The 17,731-nt window shown below is 62.4% G+C and carries 12 protein-coding genes and 1 pseudogene; 6 read left to right on the top strand and 7 right to left on the bottom strand.

The genetic code is table 11. The features are described 5' to 3' along the window. Positions 1 to 97: 97 nt before the first annotated feature. Complete coding sequence (locus OEG84_RS16005) at positions 98 to 1,330, bottom strand: ABC transporter substrate-binding protein (protein ID WP_267654674.1); 1,233 nt, start codon at positions 1,328 to 1,330, stop codon at positions 98 to 100. Positions 1,331 to 1,550: 220 nt separating this feature from the next. Between OEG84_RS16005 and OEG84_RS16000 the strand changes: the two genes are divergently transcribed. The 5 genes and pseudogenes from OEG84_RS16000 to OEG84_RS15980 all read left to right on the top strand — a co-directional run bounded on the left by OEG84_RS16000 (position 1,551) and on the right by OEG84_RS15980 (position 7,772). Then, positions 1,551 to 2,576 carry a LacI family DNA-binding transcriptional regulator gene (locus OEG84_RS16000; protein ID WP_267654673.1) on the top strand — a complete coding sequence of 342 codons (1,026 nt, stop codon included), beginning with the start codon at positions 1,551 to 1,553 and terminating at the stop codon, positions 2,574 to 2,576. Between the two features lie 61 nt (positions 2,577 to 2,637). Continuing rightward, complete coding sequence (locus tag OEG84_RS15995; RefSeq protein WP_267654672.1) at positions 2,638 to 2,964, top strand: ArsR/SmtB family transcription factor; 327 nt, start codon at positions 2,638 to 2,640, stop codon at positions 2,962 to 2,964. 309 nt (positions 2,965 to 3,273) lie between these two features. After that, positions 3,274 to 6,093 (top strand): annotated as a pseudogene (locus OEG84_RS15990) (molybdopterin oxidoreductase family protein); the annotation flags it as partial. Positions 6,094 to 6,109: 16 nt separating this feature from the next. Then, on the top strand, positions 6,110 to 6,856 hold the full coding sequence (locus tag OEG84_RS15985; RefSeq protein ID WP_324288214.1) for a 4Fe-4S dicluster domain-containing protein: 747 nt from the start codon (positions 6,110 to 6,112) through the stop codon (positions 6,854 to 6,856). 4 nt (positions 6,857 to 6,860) lie between these two features. Then, positions 6,861 to 7,772, top strand: a complete 912-nt coding sequence (locus OEG84_RS15980) for a dimethyl sulfoxide reductase anchor subunit family protein (RefSeq protein ID WP_267654670.1) — start codon at positions 6,861 to 6,863, stop codon at positions 7,770 to 7,772. Between the two features lie 13 nt (positions 7,773 to 7,785). On the opposite strand, the gene OEG84_RS15975 is transcribed toward OEG84_RS15980, so the two are convergent. From OEG84_RS15975 to OEG84_RS15955, 5 genes are all read right to left on the bottom strand, one after another. Beyond that, the gene (locus OEG84_RS15975) at positions 7,786 to 9,825 is read right to left on the bottom strand and encodes a TRAP transporter permease (protein WP_267654669.1); all 2,040 of its coding nucleotides are present in this window, start codon (positions 9,823 to 9,825) and stop codon (positions 7,786 to 7,788) included. Between the two features lie 193 nt (positions 9,826 to 10,018). Next, positions 10,019 to 11,041, bottom strand: a complete 1,023-nt coding sequence (locus OEG84_RS15970; RefSeq protein ID WP_267654668.1) for a TAXI family TRAP transporter solute-binding subunit — start codon at positions 11,039 to 11,041, stop codon at positions 10,019 to 10,021. 273 nt (positions 11,042 to 11,314) lie between these two features. Further along, positions 11,315 to 12,379 carry a M14 family metallopeptidase gene (locus OEG84_RS15965; RefSeq protein WP_267654667.1) on the bottom strand — a complete coding sequence of 355 codons (1,065 nt, stop codon included), beginning with the start codon at positions 12,377 to 12,379 and terminating at the stop codon, positions 11,315 to 11,317. Between the two features lie 79 nt (positions 12,380 to 12,458). After that, a complete protein-coding gene (locus OEG84_RS15960) occupies positions 12,459 to 14,066 on the bottom strand; it encodes a phytoene desaturase family protein (RefSeq protein WP_267654666.1) in 1,608 nt (535 codons plus the stop codon). A gap of 83 nt (positions 14,067 to 14,149) precedes the next feature. After that, complete coding sequence (locus tag OEG84_RS15955; RefSeq protein WP_267654665.1) at positions 14,150 to 14,533, bottom strand: PilZ domain-containing protein; 384 nt, start codon at positions 14,531 to 14,533, stop codon at positions 14,150 to 14,152. A 177-nt stretch (positions 14,534 to 14,710) separates the two neighbouring features. Here OEG84_RS15955 and xseA point away from each other — a divergent pair, with 177 nt between their 5' ends. After that, complete coding sequence (gene xseA / locus OEG84_RS15950) at positions 14,711 to 16,294, top strand: exodeoxyribonuclease VII large subunit (RefSeq protein WP_267654664.1); 1,584 nt, start codon at positions 14,711 to 14,713, stop codon at positions 16,292 to 16,294. A gap of 97 nt (positions 16,295 to 16,391) precedes the next feature. On the opposite strand, the gene OEG84_RS15945 is transcribed toward xseA, so the two are convergent. Continuing rightward, the gene (locus OEG84_RS15945) at positions 16,392 to 17,645 is read right to left on the bottom strand and encodes an aminopeptidase (RefSeq protein WP_267654663.1); all 1,254 of its coding nucleotides are present in this window, start codon (positions 17,643 to 17,645) and stop codon (positions 16,392 to 16,394) included. Between the last annotated feature and the right edge of the window lie 86 nt (positions 17,646 to 17,731).

Genomic DNA, 17,731 nt, shown 5'->3' with positions numbered 1-17,731 from the left:
CTGCTCATCAATGGGCCTGCTGATCAACGGAAACAGTATCGAGAAGCGCTGGTCCCGCCGAAACGGGACCAGACCTCAAGAAGGATCCGGTTATGGATCAGTCCGCTGAAGCGACGAGTTCGGCAAAGGTCTTCTGCGCGCCCTCGGCCGTGATGGACTTGTCGTTGAAGAACTGCACGAACAGATCATTGATCTGCTGCAGCGAATCCGGCGACATCAGCTGGTCAGGAGCCTGGATGATGTTGCCCTTGGCCAGGATATCAAGACCCTTCTTCATGCAGTCATTGGCAGCGGCCAGATCGACATCGCCGCGAACCGGCAGCGAGCCTTTCTTGAGATTGAAGGCGACCTGGGTTTCCGGCGACAACATCACCGAGGCGAGCACGGCCTGGGCTTCTGTCTGGGCTGCATCCTTGAGCTTGGGAAAGTAGAATGCATCACCACCGGTCTGGATCACTTCGTTGACGCCAAGGCCGGGCAGGCAGGTGTAGTCCTTGCCCGCTACCTGACCTGCAACCTGGAATTCACCCTGGGCCCAATCGCCCATGATCTGGCCGGCAGCCTTGCCGGTGATCACCAGATTGGTGGCCTGGTTCCAATCCTGCACATTCGAACCGGCCGACATGGCGCGGGCCTTGTCAGCAGCCTGGAATACCTTTGCCAGCTCAGGGCCTGCAGCCAGTTCGGCATCCTTTTCACCGAAGATTTTTGTGTAGGCGTCGGGACCGGCGAGGGCTACCAGCAGAACCTGGAAAGCCAGCGTTGTCTGCCAGGGTTGCTGGCCGACGGCGAGCGGAATGATGCCGGCAGCTTCCAGCTGCGGCGCAGCAGCGGCATATTCGTCCCAATTGGTGGGCACTGGCACGCCAGCCTTTTCAAAGGCGGCGTTGGACAACCACAGCCACTGTTGCGAGTGAATGTTGACCGGGACGCAATAGATACGGCCATCAAGGGTGCAGCTGTCGAGAAGGCTGGATGGGCGAATGACATCCTTCCAGTGTTCCTTTTCGGCCAGATCTGTGAGGTCGAGCATCAGGCCGGCTTCGACCAGTTCTTCGGCCTGGCGACCGTGGTTGAACTGGGTGGCACCCATCGGGTCGCCGCCGGTAATCCGGCTGATCATGATCGGCCGGGCGGTGCCGCCGGAACCGGCGATGGCGCCATCGACCCATTTGTTGCCGGTGGCATCAAACGCCTTGGCGAATTCGGCAACGGCCGCAGCTTCGCCGCCGGACGTCCACCAATGGGTGACTTCGAGGTCGGTCGCATTGACCGAGGTTGCCAACGCCAGCACGGACGCGCCAGCCAGAAAATGCTTGAATGCGCTCATCGATCTTCCTCCCAGAATTGATCTCCCTGCCGGCCAGGATGCGGATCGCAGCCACGCGGCAGTGTCGGTAACCCGACACTTTTTAAATCGATTACATCGCATCCTCCAATGCTCCACTGCAATCGATTACATCAAGGTTGACCGCGTTCAGAAAAAGAGTCAAGTGTAATTTAAATTGGACTTTTGACGCAGACTGGCAATACCGGAAATACCGCATTTCATGGAAAAACGAGCACCGAAAATCATCGATGTCGCGCGGCTTGCCGGCGTCTCCACCGCAACCGTGAGCCGGGCGCTCAGCAAGCCGGAAACAGTCGCTGAATCAACGCGCAATGCGGTGCTGGCCGCAGCAGAGGAGAGTGGCTACAGGGTCAATCTCTCGGCCCGCAACCTCAGGCGCCAGCGCACCGGCGCGATCGTTGTGCTGGTGCCCAACCTGGGCAATCCGTTTTTTTCCGAAATCCTCGCCGGGATCGAGTTGGCGCTGGCGAAAGCCGACTTCAACATGCTGGTGGTCGACACACGGCAGGTGCAAACCAAGCCGCAGTTGGTGTCGGAATATCTGCACGCCAGCCGCGCCGACGGCATCATTGCGCTTGACGGATCGCTGCCCGATGAAGTGCTGTCGGCGGCGCGGTCGGGCATCGGCGCGCCGCCGATCATTTTCGCCTGCGAATGGACCACGTCGGATCGTTTTCCATCCGTGCGCGCCGACAATGTGCATGGCGCCCGGCTGGCGATCGCGCATCTGCTCGATCTAGGCCACAGCCGGATCGGCATGGTTCTCGGGCCCGATGAAAATGTGCTGACAATGACCCGCAGCGAGGGTGCTGATCAGGAACTCAAGGCGCGCGGCCTGGCGTTTTCTGCGGCTCATCTGTTTGCAGGCGATTTCTCGATCGAAGCCGGGGTGCGCGCGGCCTCCGCCTGGCTCAGCCTTTCCGACCGCCCCAGCGCCGTATTCTGCCAGTCGGACCTGATGGCGTTCGGCTTCATCTCGGAACTGGCGCACAACGGGATTTCGACCCCGGCAGATGTCTCGGTGGTCGGCTTTGACGACATCGACATCGCCTGCCGCTTCATCCCGGCGCTGACCACCGTGCGGCAGCCACGCACCGCACTTGGCGTTTCGTCCGCAGAAATGCTGATCCGGCATGTCAAAGTACCATCGGCGCTGATGCTGGAAAAGACCGTCATGGATGTCGAACTGATCGCCCGTGACAGCACCCGCCGAGTGGGCGGTTGAAACCTCAATCCGGGCTGTTTATATAAGAGAAAATAAATGTTCACGGAACGGACTTTCGCCGATGCTGGATTCCCATGACATGCTGGAATTGGAACCGCGCCTGAGCGAAGCAGCGAAGCTGATGGAGATGCTGTCGCAACCGGTACGGTTGCGGATTCTGTGTATCCTGCTGGACGGCGAACAAAGCGTTCTCAGGCTCGCCGACATGGCGGGACTGTCACAACCGGCGATGTCGCATCATCTCCGCAAGCTCCGCGATGCCGATCTGGTCGCCACCCGGCGTGACGCGCAAACCATCTATTATTCGCTCAAGGGCGAGGAAGTTTCCGCCGTGCTTGAAGTGTTGCACGGGCTCTATTGCGCGCGCCGGAATGCGCTCGCGGGCTAGATCCGCATGAAACCTGAAAACTTTCCGCCGCAGACCCAGGGTGTCGATTGCCACCTGCCCGCTCGATTTCGGGCCGTCCGACCCTGATCCACGCCCGCGGGCTGAACGGCCTATCCTGCTGTTCGGCCCCTTTCAGCGCCAATCTGATCATACCGAAAGGCATTCTGGCTTTACCGCCCAGCCTTGACAATTGACTGGCCGCAATGCCCATTTGCGGTGCGGCGCCGATGCGCACGCTTGCAAGCCAGCGATGGCAGAAAAATGCCGTGCCGCCCCCGGGAGACGGGTTGCACGAAGGCGGGGGAGCGCATGAACCAGACCAGCCGGCCAGCCAAAGCCGCCGATGGCCAGAGCGAAATTCGCAAGACCACTTGCTACATGTGCGCCTGCCGCTGCGGCATCAATGTGCATATCAAGGGCAACAAGGTTCACTACATCGAAGGCAACCGTGACCACCCGATCAACAAGGGTGTGCTGTGCGCCAAGGGCTCGGCGGGGATCATGCAGCACTATTCGCCGGCGCGGCTGAAGAAGCCGCTGCTGAGGACCGGTGAACGCGGTGAGGGCAAATTCAAGGAAATCGAGTGGGACGAGGCGCTGACGCTAGCCACAGAATGGCTTGGCGAAGTGCGGCGGACCGATCCGCGCAAGCTGGCGTTTTTCACCGGGCGCGACCAGAGCCAGTCGATGACCGGCTGGTGGGCGCAGGCCTATGGCACGCCGAATTATGCAGCCCATGGCGGGTTCTGTTCGGTCAACATGGCGGCCGCCGGCATCTACACGATGGGCGGCGCTTTCTGGGAGTTCGGTGCGCCGGACTGGGAGAAAACGGAACTGTTCATGATTTTCGGCGTCGCCGAGGACCATGATTCCAACCCGATCAAGATGGGGCTGGGCAAGCTCAAGGAGCGCGGCGTCAAGGTGATCGGGGTCAACCCGGTGCGTACCGGCTACAACGCCATCGCCGACGAATGGCTGGGCATAACACCCGGCACCGACGGGCTGCTGATCCTGGCGCTGGTGCATGAATTGCTCCGCGCCGGCAAGATCGATGTCGACTATCTGTTGCGCTACACCAATGCTCCGTGGCTGGTGATTGACGATCCAGACGGCGCCGGGCACGGCCTGTTCGCGCGGACCGAGGATGGCACGCCGCTGGTGGCGAGCCGTGACAGCGGCGAGATCGCGGCATCGTCGGCGCCCGGCATCAAGGCAGCACTAAAAGGCCGGTTCACGCTGGCCGACGGGCGGTCGGCAACACCGGTGTTCGAGCTGCTGGCCGGCAAATACCTTGATCCGGACTATGCCCCGGCGGCGGTGGCGGAGCGCACCGGGATTTCGGTTGCAACCATTGCCCGCATCGCCGATGAAATCGCCGAGGCGGCATTCGAGCGCGAAGTCATCATCGACCAGCCCTGGACCGACATGAAGGGCAAACGCCACGAACAGATGATCGGGCGTCCGGTGGCGTTTCACGCCATGCGCGGGATTTCTGCCCATTCCAACGGATTCCAGACCTGCCGTGCGCTGCACCTGCTGCAGATCCTGGTCGGGTCGATCGACCGCCCCGGCGGGTTCCGCTTCAAGCCGCCCTATCCGCGCCCGGTCGCCGGTCAGCCGCGGCCGCATGGCGGAGCTTGTGCCGACACGCCACTCGCCGGTCCGCATCTGGGCTATCCGCGCGGGCCGGAAGATCTGCTGCTTGAAGCCGACGGCGAAACCGCCGAGCGGATCGACAAGGCATTTTCCTGGGATGCACCGCTGTCAGCCCACGGGATGATGCACATGGTGATTTCCAACGCCCATGCGCGCGATCCCTACGGCATTGATGTCTTGTTCATGTACATGGCCAACATGGCCTGGAATTCGTCGATGAACTCATCTTCGGTCATGGATATGCTGACCGACAAGGACGAGAATGGCGACTATGTGATCCCCAAGATCATCTATTCGGACGCCTATTCCTCGGAAATGGTGGCATTCGCCGATCTGATCCTCCCCGACACCACCTATCTCGAACGGCATGACTGCATTTCGCTGCTCGACAGGCCGATCAGCGAGCCTGAGGCGCTGTGCGATTCGATCCGCTGGCCGGTGGTCGGACCGGACCGGGATGTGCGCGGCTTCCAGAGCGTGCTGCTCGATCTCGGCGCTCGGCTGAAGCTGCCGGGCATGGTCGATGAACAGGGCACAGCCATTTACAAGGACTATGCCGATTATATCGTCCATCACCAGCGCAAGCCCGGCGTCGGTCCGCTGTCGGGCTGGCGCGGGGCGGACGGAACCAAGACCGGCCGCGGTGAACCCAATCCCGATCAACTCCAGCGCTACATCGACAATGGCGGTTTCTCGCAGGTGCATCTGCCGGCCGAAGCGCTCTACTTCAAACACGCCAACCGAGCCTGGAGCGACTGGGCGATCGAACATGGCCTGCAGGAAGGGCCGGTGGAGAACATTTTTCAGCTCTATCTCGAACCGCTGCGCAAGTTTCAGCTTTCTGCCGAGGGCAAGGCCAAGCCAGTTCCGCCGGAACATCACCGCGAGCGGATCCAGCGCTGCTTTGATCCGTTGCCGTGCTGGTATCCACCATTTGCCGACGACGGCTCTGAGGCAGACGGCTATCCGCTGCACGCCATCACCCAGCGGCCGGCGGCAATGTATCATTCCTGGGGCTCGCAGAATGCCTGGCTGCGGCAGATCCACGGCGAGAACGCGCTCTATGTGCCGGGCGCGGTGTGCGACCAGCAGGGTCTTGCCGACGATGACTGGGCGCTGGTCAGTTCGCCCTCGGGCGAGATCCGGGTTCGCATCCGGCGCATGGAGGCGGTCAACGGGTTAACCTTGTGGACCTGGAACGCCATTGGCAAGCGCGCCGGCGCCTGGGCGCTCGACAAAGACGCGCCGGAGGCAACCCGCGGGTTTCTGCTCAATCACCTGATCGACGAGCTGTTGCCACCAAAAGGCGACGGACGCCGCTGGGCCAATTCCGATCCGATCACCGGTCAGGCGGCCTGGTTTGACCTGCGCGTGGCGATCCGGCGCGATCCGGACCAGTCGGGCGAACGCAGCCTGCCGGCAACCGCAGCACAGACAAGCCCGGTTGGGCCTGCGCCGGACACGGTGGCTTTTAGCGGGGGAAAAAGCCATGACCAGTCTGCCGTCAACCACCAACAAGCGGCTCGGGCTGGTGATCGATCTCGATACCTGCGTGGGCTGTCATGCCTGTGCGGTCAGTTGCAAGGAATGGAACACAAGCGCCGGTGCTTCGCCCCTGAGCGATGTCGACGCCTATGGCGCCGATCCCTCCGGCGCCTGGCTCAACCGGATCCACACCTTCGAGGTCACGCCTGACGATGCCCCGGCGCAGATCGTGCATTTCCCGAAATCCTGTCTGCACTGCGATGATGCGCCATGCGTGACCGTGTGTCCGACCGGCGCCAGCTACAAGCGCAGCGAAGACGGCATCGTGCTGGTGGATGAAGACATGTGCATCGGCTGCGGCCTGTGCGCCTGGGCCTGCCCCTATGGCGCACGCGAGATGGACCCGGTCGAAAACGTGATGAAGAAATGCACCCTGTGTGTCGACCGAATCTACAGCGACACATTGGCTGAAGAAGACCGGATTCCGGCTTGCGTGCGCACCTGCCCCTCCAGCGCGCGGCACTTTGGCGATTTCAACGATCCGGATTCTCATGTGTCGCAGCTTGTGGCCGAACGTGGCGGCATCGAATTGATGCCGGAGATGGGCACACGCCCAGTCAACCGGTACCTGCCTCCACGGCCGAAAACCCGCCCGACGCCGGATGCAAAGCCAATGGCGGCCACCGCACCGATGCCGAAGGTCGACGGCTTCCTCGGCTGGCTCGACGCCGCGCTCGACAAACTCGGATAATCCCATGCACCCCGCTGTTTCCGTCATTTTCTTTACCGTCACGTCAGGCGCCGGGCTTGGCATGATCTTTCTCATCGGCCTCGGGTTTCCGGTCGAAGCCTCTGCTGAATGGGTGTTTTTCATCTCAGTTGTCGGTGGCGGGCTTGCGGTCGCGGGACTGCTGGCATCCACGTTCCATCTCGGCCATCCCGAGCGGGCCTGGCGGGCGCTGAGCCAATGGCGCTCGAGCTGGCTATCGCGCGAAGGCATCGCCGCAATCGCAACGCTGATCCTGTTCGGTATCTACGTGCTGATCTGGATGGCGACCGGATTGCGCTACCAGCTTCTGGGACTGTTGGCAGCATTTGGCGCGGCTGCAACGGTGTTCACCACCTCGATGATCTATGCCCAGCTCAAGACCGTGCCGCAATGGAACAGCCAGCTCACGCCTGTGGTCTATTGCGGTTTCGCGCTCGGCTCCGGCTGGCTGCTGGCTTCCGCCCTTGGCACACATGAAGCCCCCGAACTCTGGGGCATCGTGCTGGTGGTGCTGGCCTGGGGGGCGAAATGGCTGTGGTGGGCGCGGGCCAGCCGGTCGCGGCTGAGCGATACCGGCTCCTCGCCTGAAACGGCGACCGGACTCGGGTTCATCGGCAGAGTGCGGCTTCTGGAAACACCCCATACAGGCGACAATTACCTGACCCGGGAGATGGTCCACCGGATCGGCCGCAAACATGCGCGCAGCTTGCGCCGGCTGGCGCTCTTGCTCGGCTGCGTGGTGCCGGTGGCCATCTTGGCGCTGGTCTGGTTGAGCGACGCACCGGCGCTGGTCAACCTGATTGCCGTCCTGTCGATGCTGGCTGGACTGCTTGCCGAACGCTGGCTGTTCTTCGCCGAAGCTGAACACGTCGTGTCGCTCTATTACGGCAACCGCTGAACAGCAGCCACGCCTATCCCGCTCTGGCCTCGCGCCGGTGCTTGAGCCAGATGGCGCCCTGGCGCAGGAACACCGGCAGCGCCAGTACCACACCAATCACCATGGTGGTCAGCCCCGGCGCCACGAACAACAGCGCCACCAGCCCGAGCCAGATCCGCTCGATCCGGCTTAACGGTGCGACCACGAAGCCGGTGAAGGCGCCGGCCAGCATAACAATCCCTAGGGTGGCGCCGGTGAGCGTGATGAAGAACGCTTCCCAGGTGAAACCCTGGGCGACGATCAGCAGCGACGGCGAATAGACGAACACGAAAGGCACCAGCGCCTTGGCGATGCCGAGTCGGAAGGCCGTGTTGCCGGTCTGGAACGGGTTGGAACCGGCGATGCCGGCAGCCGCATAGGCCGCGAGCGCCACCGGTGGCGTGATATCGGCCAGCACACCGTAGTAGAACACGAAGAAATGCGACACCAGCGGCTCGACACCGAGCAGCGCCAGTGCCGGTGCTGCCACTGAAACCAGGATGATGTAGGTGGCCGTGGTGGGGATGCCTGCGCCCATCAGGATGCAGGCAAAGGCCGTAAACAGCAGGGTGAAGAACAGCGCCAGCGCATTCACGGTCACCAACCCCGCCGGCAACAGCGCGGTCAGCACGGTGCCGATATTGGCGGCGGTCTGGGTGATGATGAAGGACAGCCGGAAGGCCGTGCCGGTGAGCGTGACCACGCCCACGACAATACCGACAACGGCTGCCGCCGCGCCAACAGCAAGCGCGTATTTGGCGCCCAGTGTCAGAGCTTCGATCAGGTCCTTCACCGTCAGCCGGTTGTGCGGGGTGATGAAGCCAACAACGACGCAGGCGGTAATCCCCCACACAGCGGCGAAATCGGGGGTCTTGCCGGTCAGGATCAGCGCCATCAATACCAATAGCGGGATCACCGCCAGCCAGTTGTCGGTAAACACCTTGAGGATCTGCGGCATCTCGTCGGGGCGCAGGCCGCGCAGGCCCAGGCGCTTGGCTTCGAAATGAACCATGGCGAAAATGCCGACATAATGAAGCAGTGCCGGGAACATCGCCGCATAGACGATGTCACGGTAGGGAATTTCGAGAAACTCGACCATGATGAAGGCGGCAGCACCCATGATCGGCGGGGTGATCTGGCCTCCGGTCGAGGCCGTGGCCTCAACTGCTGCGGCGAAATGCGGGCGGTAGCCAACCTTTTTCATCGCCGGAATGGTGAGCGAACCGGTGGTCACCGTGTTGGCAATCGAGGAGCCGGATATGGTGCCGAGCAGCGCAGAGGAAAAGATCGCCACCTTGGCCGGACCGCCGGCATAGCGCCCGGCGATCGACGAGGCGGTATCGATGAACAGTTTGCCGAGCCCGATGCGCGTTGCCAGAACCCCGAACAGCACGAACAGGAAGACATATTTGGCAACCGCGCCGACGGCGATGCCGTAGATGCCCTGGTCGGTCATGTAGAGGTGATTGACGAGCGCGCTCCAGGACGCACCGGGGTGCCTGAACACGCCGGGCATGTATTGCCCGAACAGGCCGTAGCCCATGAAGGCCACGGCAATGGCGGTCAGCGTCCAGCCGATCGAGCGCCGCGACGCTTCCAGTGTCAAAAGGATCAGCGCTGTGCCCATGAACACGTCGAAGGCTGAGGGATTGCCGACCCGGACAGAGACCGCGCTGGCAGGCAACAGCGGCAGATAGAGCGCGGCAACGACGGCCAAGCCGCTGAACGCCCAATCCCAAAGGCCGATGCCGCCGGGACGCAGCAGGCTGGACGGATAGAGCGTGTCGTTTTCGCGGCGAGTTGCGCCAAATACGATGAAGATCAGGCCAAGCACGAAGGACACGTGGATGCCGCGATGAACCAGTTCGCGCACAAGACCGAAGCCAGCTGCATAATAATGATAGAGCGACATGGCGACCAGTGCGACGGTCACCAGCAGCGCCACGGCCTTGCCGGTGGGCCGGAAAGCCATCTCCGGATCATATTTGCGCTCGAGTTCGGCAAGGTCGATAACTGGATCGTCGGTCTGGCTCATGGAGTGTTCCCGGCTCTGGCACGTTTTACGGTCGGATTGATTGAATTCTGCATTTTCGCTGCCAGAGCGGGCGTCGGCTGGGCGGGAGCCCTAAGGCTCAACCGGCATGGCTCAGTCTGCCCATGCAGCGCTCTAGACAAATGTGGCCGCCCGGTTACCCGGACGGCCCTTGTTCAGTGGTGGCCGCTCGCCGCTATTTGATCAGGCCGGCTTCACGGTAGAACTTTTCGGCGCCGGCGTGCAGCGGGATGCCGATACCTTCGAGCGCGGTTTCGAGATTGACCGACTTGCCCTTGGCGTGGCCGACATCGAGCAGCTTGCGGGTGCTGTCGTTCCACAATGCCTTGGTGATCTCGTAGATCAGCTCATCCTTCTGTGTGGCGCTGGTTAGCCACTGGGCGCCCACGGCAACCGTGTCTGCTCCGGCAACGCCCTGATAGACGCCATCCGGAATCGGGTCCTTGGAGAAGAACGAGTAGGTTTCCAGCATCGAATCCACTTCCGGGCCGGAAATCGGAACCAACGTCACATCGGCGCTGGAGGCGAGTTCGACAAGCGTGCCTGCCGGATAGCCACCAACGAAGAACAGCGCATCAAGCTGGCCGTTGCGGATGGCGTCGGAGGCCGGGCCCGGCTTGAGGTTTTCGACCGTGATGTCGGCTTCTCTCAGGCCGAAGGCTTCGAGAATCAGCTGCGCATCGACATAGGTGCCCGAACCAGGCTCATCGAGCGAGACACGCTTGCCTTTGAGATCAGCCACGGACGTGATGCCCGATGCCTTGGAGGCGACCAGGTGAATATGCTCGGGATAAAGCGCTGCAATGGCGCGCAGGTCCTCCATCGGCTCCTGGCCTTCGAAAGTGCCGGTGCCGGAATAGGCCCAGAACGCAACATCGGACTGGGAAAAGCCGGAGCTGATGATGCCCGACTTGATGCCGTTGACATTGGCCACCGAGCCGCGCGAGGACTGTGCCACCGCGACCAGGCCGGGAACTCCACAGGAACCGCCTTCATCGCAGCCGCGTGAACCGGGCGGGTTGGAAATCGAGTTGGCGATGGCGCCACCAAGCGGGAAATAGGTACCGCCGGTACCGCCGGTGCCGATCGTGAAGAAATTCATTTCCTGGGCCTGAACACCGGCTGCCCCGACCACCAAGGTCGCGGCAAACAGCGCTGCGGTCGCTGCGCGCGACACCACTGAAGCTAGAACTCGCATAAGTCTCTCCCTGCTTTGGCGGCCGCCTTGCTGCGGCCTTCCTACAGCGCCGTGCATTCAACTGAATACGCAACGAACGCTGAATGTTTGAATCAACGCATGCACGTAATCGCTCAAAATAATCCATTTGAACACGGCATGCATTCGTGAACTCATTCTGCCTGGAACGGGTCCAGTTGCAGAAAGCCAGCGCACACCTATGCCGGTTTGAACGAGAAAGTCAAAGCCGGTTTTTGCTTGTTCTGCCCTTGACGGCGGAGTTGTTCACAGACCTCAGTCTTCGAGCGCACCTGTGCGCGACGCTACCGCCTGATTGTCGCCGATGATCTTGAGAAGATTGTCACCCATGCGAACGAAACGGCGGATGCGCCGGGTCAGGACATAGCCTGCCTGCGGTGCCGTGACCGCCACCGCGCCGCCGCTGCAACCCGGGTCAACGATGATTTCGGCGACCATCTGCCCGGCTTGAACCCGCTCGCCGGGGGCCACGTGAAACAGGATGGTACCGCCTGCCGGCGCTTCCACCATCTCGACATGGCGAATTTGCCTGGCGACAAAATCCGCGCGCAGATCAGGGGTGGCCGAATCATCGGCGGCGACAACGCCGCGCCCCTGCAAGAAGCGGTAGAGCCCTTCAGCATCCTTTCGGGCCAGGCCGGCGTCGACATCATTCTGGCCCCGCAGTTCGACCGTGGTGACGCAATGGCCCGATAGATTGCCGCCGCTTTCGCGGGCGCGTGCTGTCATCTGCTCAAATACCGCTTCCTCGAAAGCGCAATCCGACCCCGAATCCCACAACAGCGCGGCCTCGGCATCGAGACATGCGGCAAGATCGGCCATCTCCGGCCACAGCGGTTCGGGAACATAGAGATATTGCACGCTTTCATCATCGCAATGCAGGTCGAGCACGATCGGGCAATCGTCGGCGAGTTCCAGCAGGCGGCTCTTGAGCCGGCGCTCGGCAAACACCGGGGCAGTCGCTGTATCGAGAGCCCGGACCCCATCCTTGCCGGGCACGGGGAAATCACGGTTGAAATTGACCCGCGTACCCATCGAAAAACGGCCCATGTGATCGCCAAACAGATGCTGCGCCGCGCCGATCGGGTTGGCATGCGGCACCAGCGTGATCGAGCCGAGCAGGCGGCCTTCGGCCTCGGCCTGCTCGAGCATCGGGATGAGATAGTGCAGCGCCGCCACGCCGGGGCGTTCATCGGCATGGAGCCCGGCCTGGATATAGGTCCGGGGAGCGCCGGCATCTGAGCCGGTGAGCCGGTGGACGGTCAGCTGATAGGCGACACCGGGTGTTTCGCCGGCAATGGTTTCGATTTCTGTTTTCATTGTCTCTCACCTTGAACATGCAGGCCAAAGGGGGAAATTAGCCGGCGCGATTGCGAACGCGCCCATCTTGCAGCGACGATTACACCCGGCGGGCGCGGATGTCGTTGAGTATTTCCCGCGCCGCATTGTGCCCGGGAATGCCGGTGACCCCGCCACCCGGATGGGTTGACGAGCCGCACATGTAAAGCCCCGGTAGCGGCGCACGGTAGGCGCCGTGGCCGAGCACCGGCCGCGCCGAAAACAGCTGGTTGAGGCTGAGCTCGCCATGGAAGATATCGCCGCCAACAAGCGACAGCTTGCGCTCCAGATCCAGCGGTGAGAGCACCTGTCGGCCGAGCACGCTTTGGGCAAAGCCGGGGGCATGGCGGTCGATTGTGGCGATCATCAGATCAGCGACGGCCTCGCGGTGATCATCCCAGGAAGAGCCGCCGGGAAAATCGTCAGGCAGTTTCGGTGCCACATGCTGGCAAAACAGGCTGGCGACATGCTTGCCCTCGGGCGCCAGCATCGGGTCCAGTGTCGAGGGAATCAGCATCTCGATAATTGGCTGGCGCGACCAGCCATGATCGCGCGAATCGCGATAGGCACGGTCCATGTAGTCGAGCGAAGGGGCGATGACGATGCCCGAAGTCAGGTGGTCGCCGGGTTCAGGTCGCGCCGTGAACTCGGGCAGTCTGTCGAGCGCCAGATTCATCCGGAACGTGCCCGAGCCACTTTGCCAGTAACCGATGCGGCGGCGAAAATCGCCAGGCAGCGGCGCATCCGCAAGCAGCGTGCCGACCAGCAATTGCGGGTGAATGTTGGAGGCCACAAGATCTGCTTCGATACGCGTGCCATCCTCGGTGACAACCGCGCTGACGCGGCCGTCGCGGGTATCTATGCGGGCAACCGGTGCGCTGGTGCGGATGGTCACGCCCTTTTCCTCGCAAGCCTTCTGCATCGCCTGAGTGATGGCGCCCATGCCCCCGATGGCGTGGCCCCAGATGCCGCGCTTGCCGTTAACCTCGCCAAAATGATGGTGCAGCAGCACATAGGCGGTGCCGGGCGCTTCCGGGCTGGTCCAGTTGCCGACGATGCCATCAAAACCGAACAGCGCCTTGACCGGATCGCTCTCGAACCAGCGGTCAAGGATTTCGGAAGCGGAACAGGTAAAGAGATCCAGCACATCGCGGCGTGCTTCCAGCGATAACTCGGCAAACTGGCGGCCCAGCGATGCAGCCTTGAGAAGTTCGGGAACCGCTGAAATCCAGTTGCCCTTGGTGACATTGGGTGGCGTGCGCAGCAACAGATCCCGCAACACATTGGCGGCAGCGGCGAGCATCGCATCAAAGCCATCAAGCGCCTCGGCGTCGCGGGGTGAAAACTGCGCAACGGACGCCTTGGTCAGGCCGGGCCCGGCTTCGAGTGCGCTGCCATCATCCAGCGGAAAGAAATTGTTCATGCGCCGCTCGACAATCTCAAGCCCGTGACGGCCGAGCTCGAGATCGTTGATCACCTTGGGATTGAGCAGCGAGACGGTGTAGGAAGCCACCGAATTGCGAAAACCGGGATGAAACTCCTCGGTGATCGCCGCGCCACCGACAATTTCACGTTTTTCCAGAACGGTTACCTTGTGGCCAGCTTCAGCCAGATACCACGCACATACCAGCCCGTTATGGCCGCCGCCGATCACAACTGCATGCTTCATGTTGATCCACCTCGCGATTTCCGGCGCATCCTGCACCGGGATTTATCGCCGGTGCAACGGTGCTGACAAGCACGATGACAAACTCAGGAATCGCTGGTGGTTTTTCTTGGGGAGAATTTGGCGCGGGCAATCCGGTCGACGACTTCGGTTGTCATCTCGGCACTGAACTTGATGTGCAATCTGGATTCCGACCGGGCAATAACGGCGCAGGAAATTTTCGCGGGCAACCCGTCAAGCACCAGGTAAAGGTGTTCCGGCACCTGATCGCTCAACCCGACGGAGACCAGGCAGCCGCTTTCGGACAGATCGAGCATTTTGCACGGCTGCGACGTGTAGCCCCGCACACCGCGGCGCAGGTAATACACCTTGCCCGGCACGTTGGTCGCACGCCGGTGATGGGCGCGGCGCTCGGTGCCCCCCACGCGTGTGAGATAGTGTCCGTCCTTGCTCACTTCGGCCTCGATCATACCCCTTTAACACCCCATATCAGAGCGCGGTTAAGTCCCGGTATATTTATGGGTAGCCACAATCAGGGTGCAGTGCAGATGGACCAGCGGTGCGAATCAGCGCCACCTGCGCGATCTTCTTTCAGCAGAACCTGCCACCCAGCTTGACGCCGGGCGCGTGGACGTGCCGAATTGGCCATGGCTTCGCTTCTTGATGATTCGCCCACAAATGCCGCCGAATTTACGGTCAGTGAACTGTCGGGGTCGATCCGCCGCACCGTCGAAGACGCGTTCGGCCATGTGCGTGTGCGCGGCGAGATTTCCGGGTATCGCGGCCCGCATTCCTCCGGTCACGCCTATTTTTCACTGAAGGATGATCGCGCCCGCATCGAGGCGGTGATCTGGAAGGGCACGTTTTCCAAGCTCAAGCACCGCCCCGAAGAGGGGCTGGAGGTGATCGCCACCGGCAAGATCACCACCTATGCCGGCTCGTCCAAATACCAGATCGTGATCGACTCGATCGAACCGGCCGGCGCCGGCGCGCTGATGGCGCTGATCGAGGAGCGGCGGCGCAAGCTTGCCGCCGAGGGTCTGTTCGAGGACGCACGCAAGCAGCTGCTACCGTTCATGCCGAGGGTGATCGGCGTTGTCACCTCGCCCACCGGGGCGGTGATCCGCGATATCCTGCACCGGATCGAGGACCGTTTTCCAGTACACGTCATTGTCTGGCCGGTGCGGGTGCAGGGCGACACCTCGGGCGACGAGGTGGCGCGGGCAATCAACGGTTTCAATGCACTCGACCCGAATGGACCAATCAAGCGGCCGGACCTGATCATCGTCGCCCGTGGTGGCGGCAGCCTCGAAGATCTGTGGGGCTTCAACGACGAGGCGGTGGTGCGCGCGGCAGCCGCATCGGGGATCCCGCTGATATCGGCGGTCGGACACGAAACCGACTGGACCCTGATCGACCACGCCAGCGACCGCCGCGCACCGACACCAACCGGGGCAGCAGAGATGGCGGTTCCGGTGAAAGCCGATCTCGAGGCACAACTGGCCGCACTCGCAGCAAGGCTCAAATCCGCGCAATCGCGGATGCTCGACCGGCGTCGCGAGGCACTGCGCGGGCTGGCGCGGGCATTGCCGACGCTCGACAGCGTGCTGGCGCTGCCCCGGCAAAGGCTGGACCGCTCGGGCCAGGCGCTGGGCCGTGCGCTCGAACTCAACACCGCCAATCGCCGGCAGGGATTTGAACGGCAAGCCGCACGGGTGACGCCCTTTGCGCTGGTTTCGGCATTGCGCGAAAAGCGGCAACTGGTGGGCGAGAAGAGCGGCCGCGGCGACCGGGCGATGGACCGACGCCTGGAGGTGCTGCGCACCCGGCTGGACCGGCACGCGCTGGTGCTCTCAGCGGTACCGCGACGGATCGGCGAAGCGCAGGTACACGGTCGCGAACGGCTGACCGAACTCACCCGTCGCATTGATGCAGCACTCACGCAGATGCTCAGCCAGCATCGCCGCGGGCTGGCGGCGCAGACGCGGATGCTGCAGTCGCTGTCCTACCAGAGCGTGCTCGGGCGCGGCTTTGCGGTGATCCGCGATCAGGACCGGCAATTGCTGTCACGTGCGGCGCAGGTAAAAGCAGGCGCGGCGATTGCCATCGAGTTTGCCGATGGCGAGATTTCGGCACTGGTCAGCGGAACCGACCGGCCGGCCGCCAAAGCCGCAAAGCCGGCAAGGGCAAAGCCAGTCAAAACCAAGACCGACCAAGGGTCCTTGTTCTAGATCGTTTCGTATCCGGACTGAAATGGCCGATGCATAAACCTGCGATCCCGCAACAAAGCACAGGACGCAGTTTCCTTCGGATGCCTGGGTGTCTTGATCAGGCCCATTCGCCCTTGCGCATCACCGGCACCTTCTCGCCATCGGCGCGAATGCCGTCGATGTCGATCTGGTCGGAGCCGATCATCCAGTCGATGTGGATCAGGCTGGAATTGCCACCCTTGGCGGCAATCTGCTCGGGCGTCAGCGACGCACCATCGACAAAGCACTTGGAATAGCACTGGCCGAGCGCGATATGGCAGGAGGCATTCTCGTCAAACAGGGTGTTGTAGAACAGCACGCCGCTGGCCGAAATCGGCGAGGAATGCGGCACCAGCGCGACTTCGCCGATGCGGCGCGAGCCTTCGTCGGTGTCGAGCACCTTGAGCAACACATCTTCGCCCCTGGAGGCGCTGGCCTCGACAATCCGGCCTGCTTCAAACCGGACCTGGATCTCATCAATCAAGGTACCCTGGTAGGACAGCGGCTTGGTGCTGGAGACGGTGCCTTCGACCCGGTGCGCATGCGGCGTGGTGAAAACTTCCTCGGTGGGAATGTTGGGGTTGCAGGTCACTCCGTTCTTGGCGACGGAAGCGCCGCCATGCCATTCGTGATCATCGGCCAGGCCAATGGTGAGATCGGTGCCGGGACCGCTGTAGTGCAGCGCCGAAAAACGCTGGCCGTTGAGCCAGGCCGAGCGTTCGGCGAGCACGGCGTTGTGGCTGCGCCAGGCTTCGATCGGATCTTCGAGATTGACCCGCGAAGCGGCAAAGATCGCCTCTGCCAGCTTGCGCACGGCCTGGTCGATCGGCAGGTCGGGGAACACCTGCGCGGCCCAGGACGGGCTCGGATAGGCACAGATGTTCCAGTTGATGTCGAAGTTGGAGATATGCTCGAGCGCCGGTTTGTAGGCGATGGAATTGGCGGTGTTGGCGCGCGACACGCGGGCCGGGTCCTGGCTGGCAAGTAGCAGCGGGTTGTCGCCAGCGATGGCAAGCCGTGCGGCGCCATTCTCATAGGCCTTGGCCATGCCATCATAGAGCCAGCTCGGCGCCCGGTCGAAACTTGCGTCGGGCGCATGGCTGTAACGCGCCAGCGTCGCCTCCTCGTCGGAATAGAATGTGGTGACAAGACCGGCACCGGCCGCATAGGCGTGTTTGGTGATCAGCCGCGCCAGCGGCAAGGCGGCGATCGGCGCCGTCATCACCAGATCCTGCCCCACCTGCAATTGCAGACCGGTGTGGACGGCGACCTGTGCAAGTTTATCAAGCTGGACGGGATCTACGGGTTCGGCGGAAACGGAGAGATTGGTCATGAGGCGCCTGTCTGCAATGGAGTGGATGACCGAGACTTAATACCCCCGGCCGCGAATATGAAGGCCCAAGCGGGTTTTTGCCGCAG

Origin of the sequence: Hoeflea algicola, from assembly GCF_026619415.1 — a bacterium.
Classification (GTDB): Bacteria; Pseudomonadota; Alphaproteobacteria; order Rhizobiales; family Rhizobiaceae; genus Hoeflea; species Hoeflea algicola.
The sequence above is the reverse complement of the archived record's forward strand: the minus strand, read 5'-3'. Positions and strand labels throughout refer to the sequence as shown.

Coding starts and splice junctions, on each gene's coding strand:
- OEG84_RS15980 (WP_267654670.1), top strand. CDS start 6,861: ATGCACCCCGCTGTTTCCGTCATTTTCTTTACCGTCACGTCAGGCGCC.
- OEG84_RS15995 (WP_267654672.1), top strand. CDS start 2,638: ATGCTGGATTCCCATGACATGCTGGAATTGGAACCGCGCCTGAGCGAA.
- OEG84_RS15955 (WP_267654665.1), bottom strand. CDS start 14,533: ATGATCGAGGCCGAAGTGAGCAAGGACGGACACTATCTCACACGCGTG.
- OEG84_RS15985 (WP_324288214.1), top strand. CDS start 6,110: ATGACCAGTCTGCCGTCAACCACCAACAAGCGGCTCGGGCTGGTGATC.
- OEG84_RS16005 (WP_267654674.1), bottom strand. CDS start 1,330: ATGAGCGCATTCAAGCATTTTCTGGCTGGCGCGTCCGTGCTGGCGTTG.
- OEG84_RS15970 (WP_267654668.1), bottom strand. CDS start 11,041: ATGCGAGTTCTAGCTTCAGTGGTGTCGCGCGCAGCGACCGCAGCGCTG.
- OEG84_RS15945 (WP_267654663.1), bottom strand. CDS start 17,645: ATGACCAATCTCTCCGTTTCCGCCGAACCCGTAGATCCCGTCCAGCTT.
- xseA (WP_267654664.1), top strand. CDS start 14,711: ATGGCTTCGCTTCTTGATGATTCGCCCACAAATGCCGCCGAATTTACG.
- OEG84_RS16000 (WP_267654673.1), top strand. CDS start 1,551: ATGGAAAAACGAGCACCGAAAATCATCGATGTCGCGCGGCTTGCCGGC.
- OEG84_RS15960 (WP_267654666.1), bottom strand. CDS start 14,066: ATGAAGCATGCAGTTGTGATCGGCGGCGGCCATAACGGGCTGGTATGT.
- OEG84_RS15965 (WP_267654667.1), bottom strand. CDS start 12,379: ATGAAAACAGAAATCGAAACCATTGCCGGCGAAACACCCGGTGTCGCC.
- OEG84_RS15975 (WP_267654669.1), bottom strand. CDS start 9,825: ATGAGCCAGACCGACGATCCAGTTATCGACCTTGCCGAACTCGAGCGC.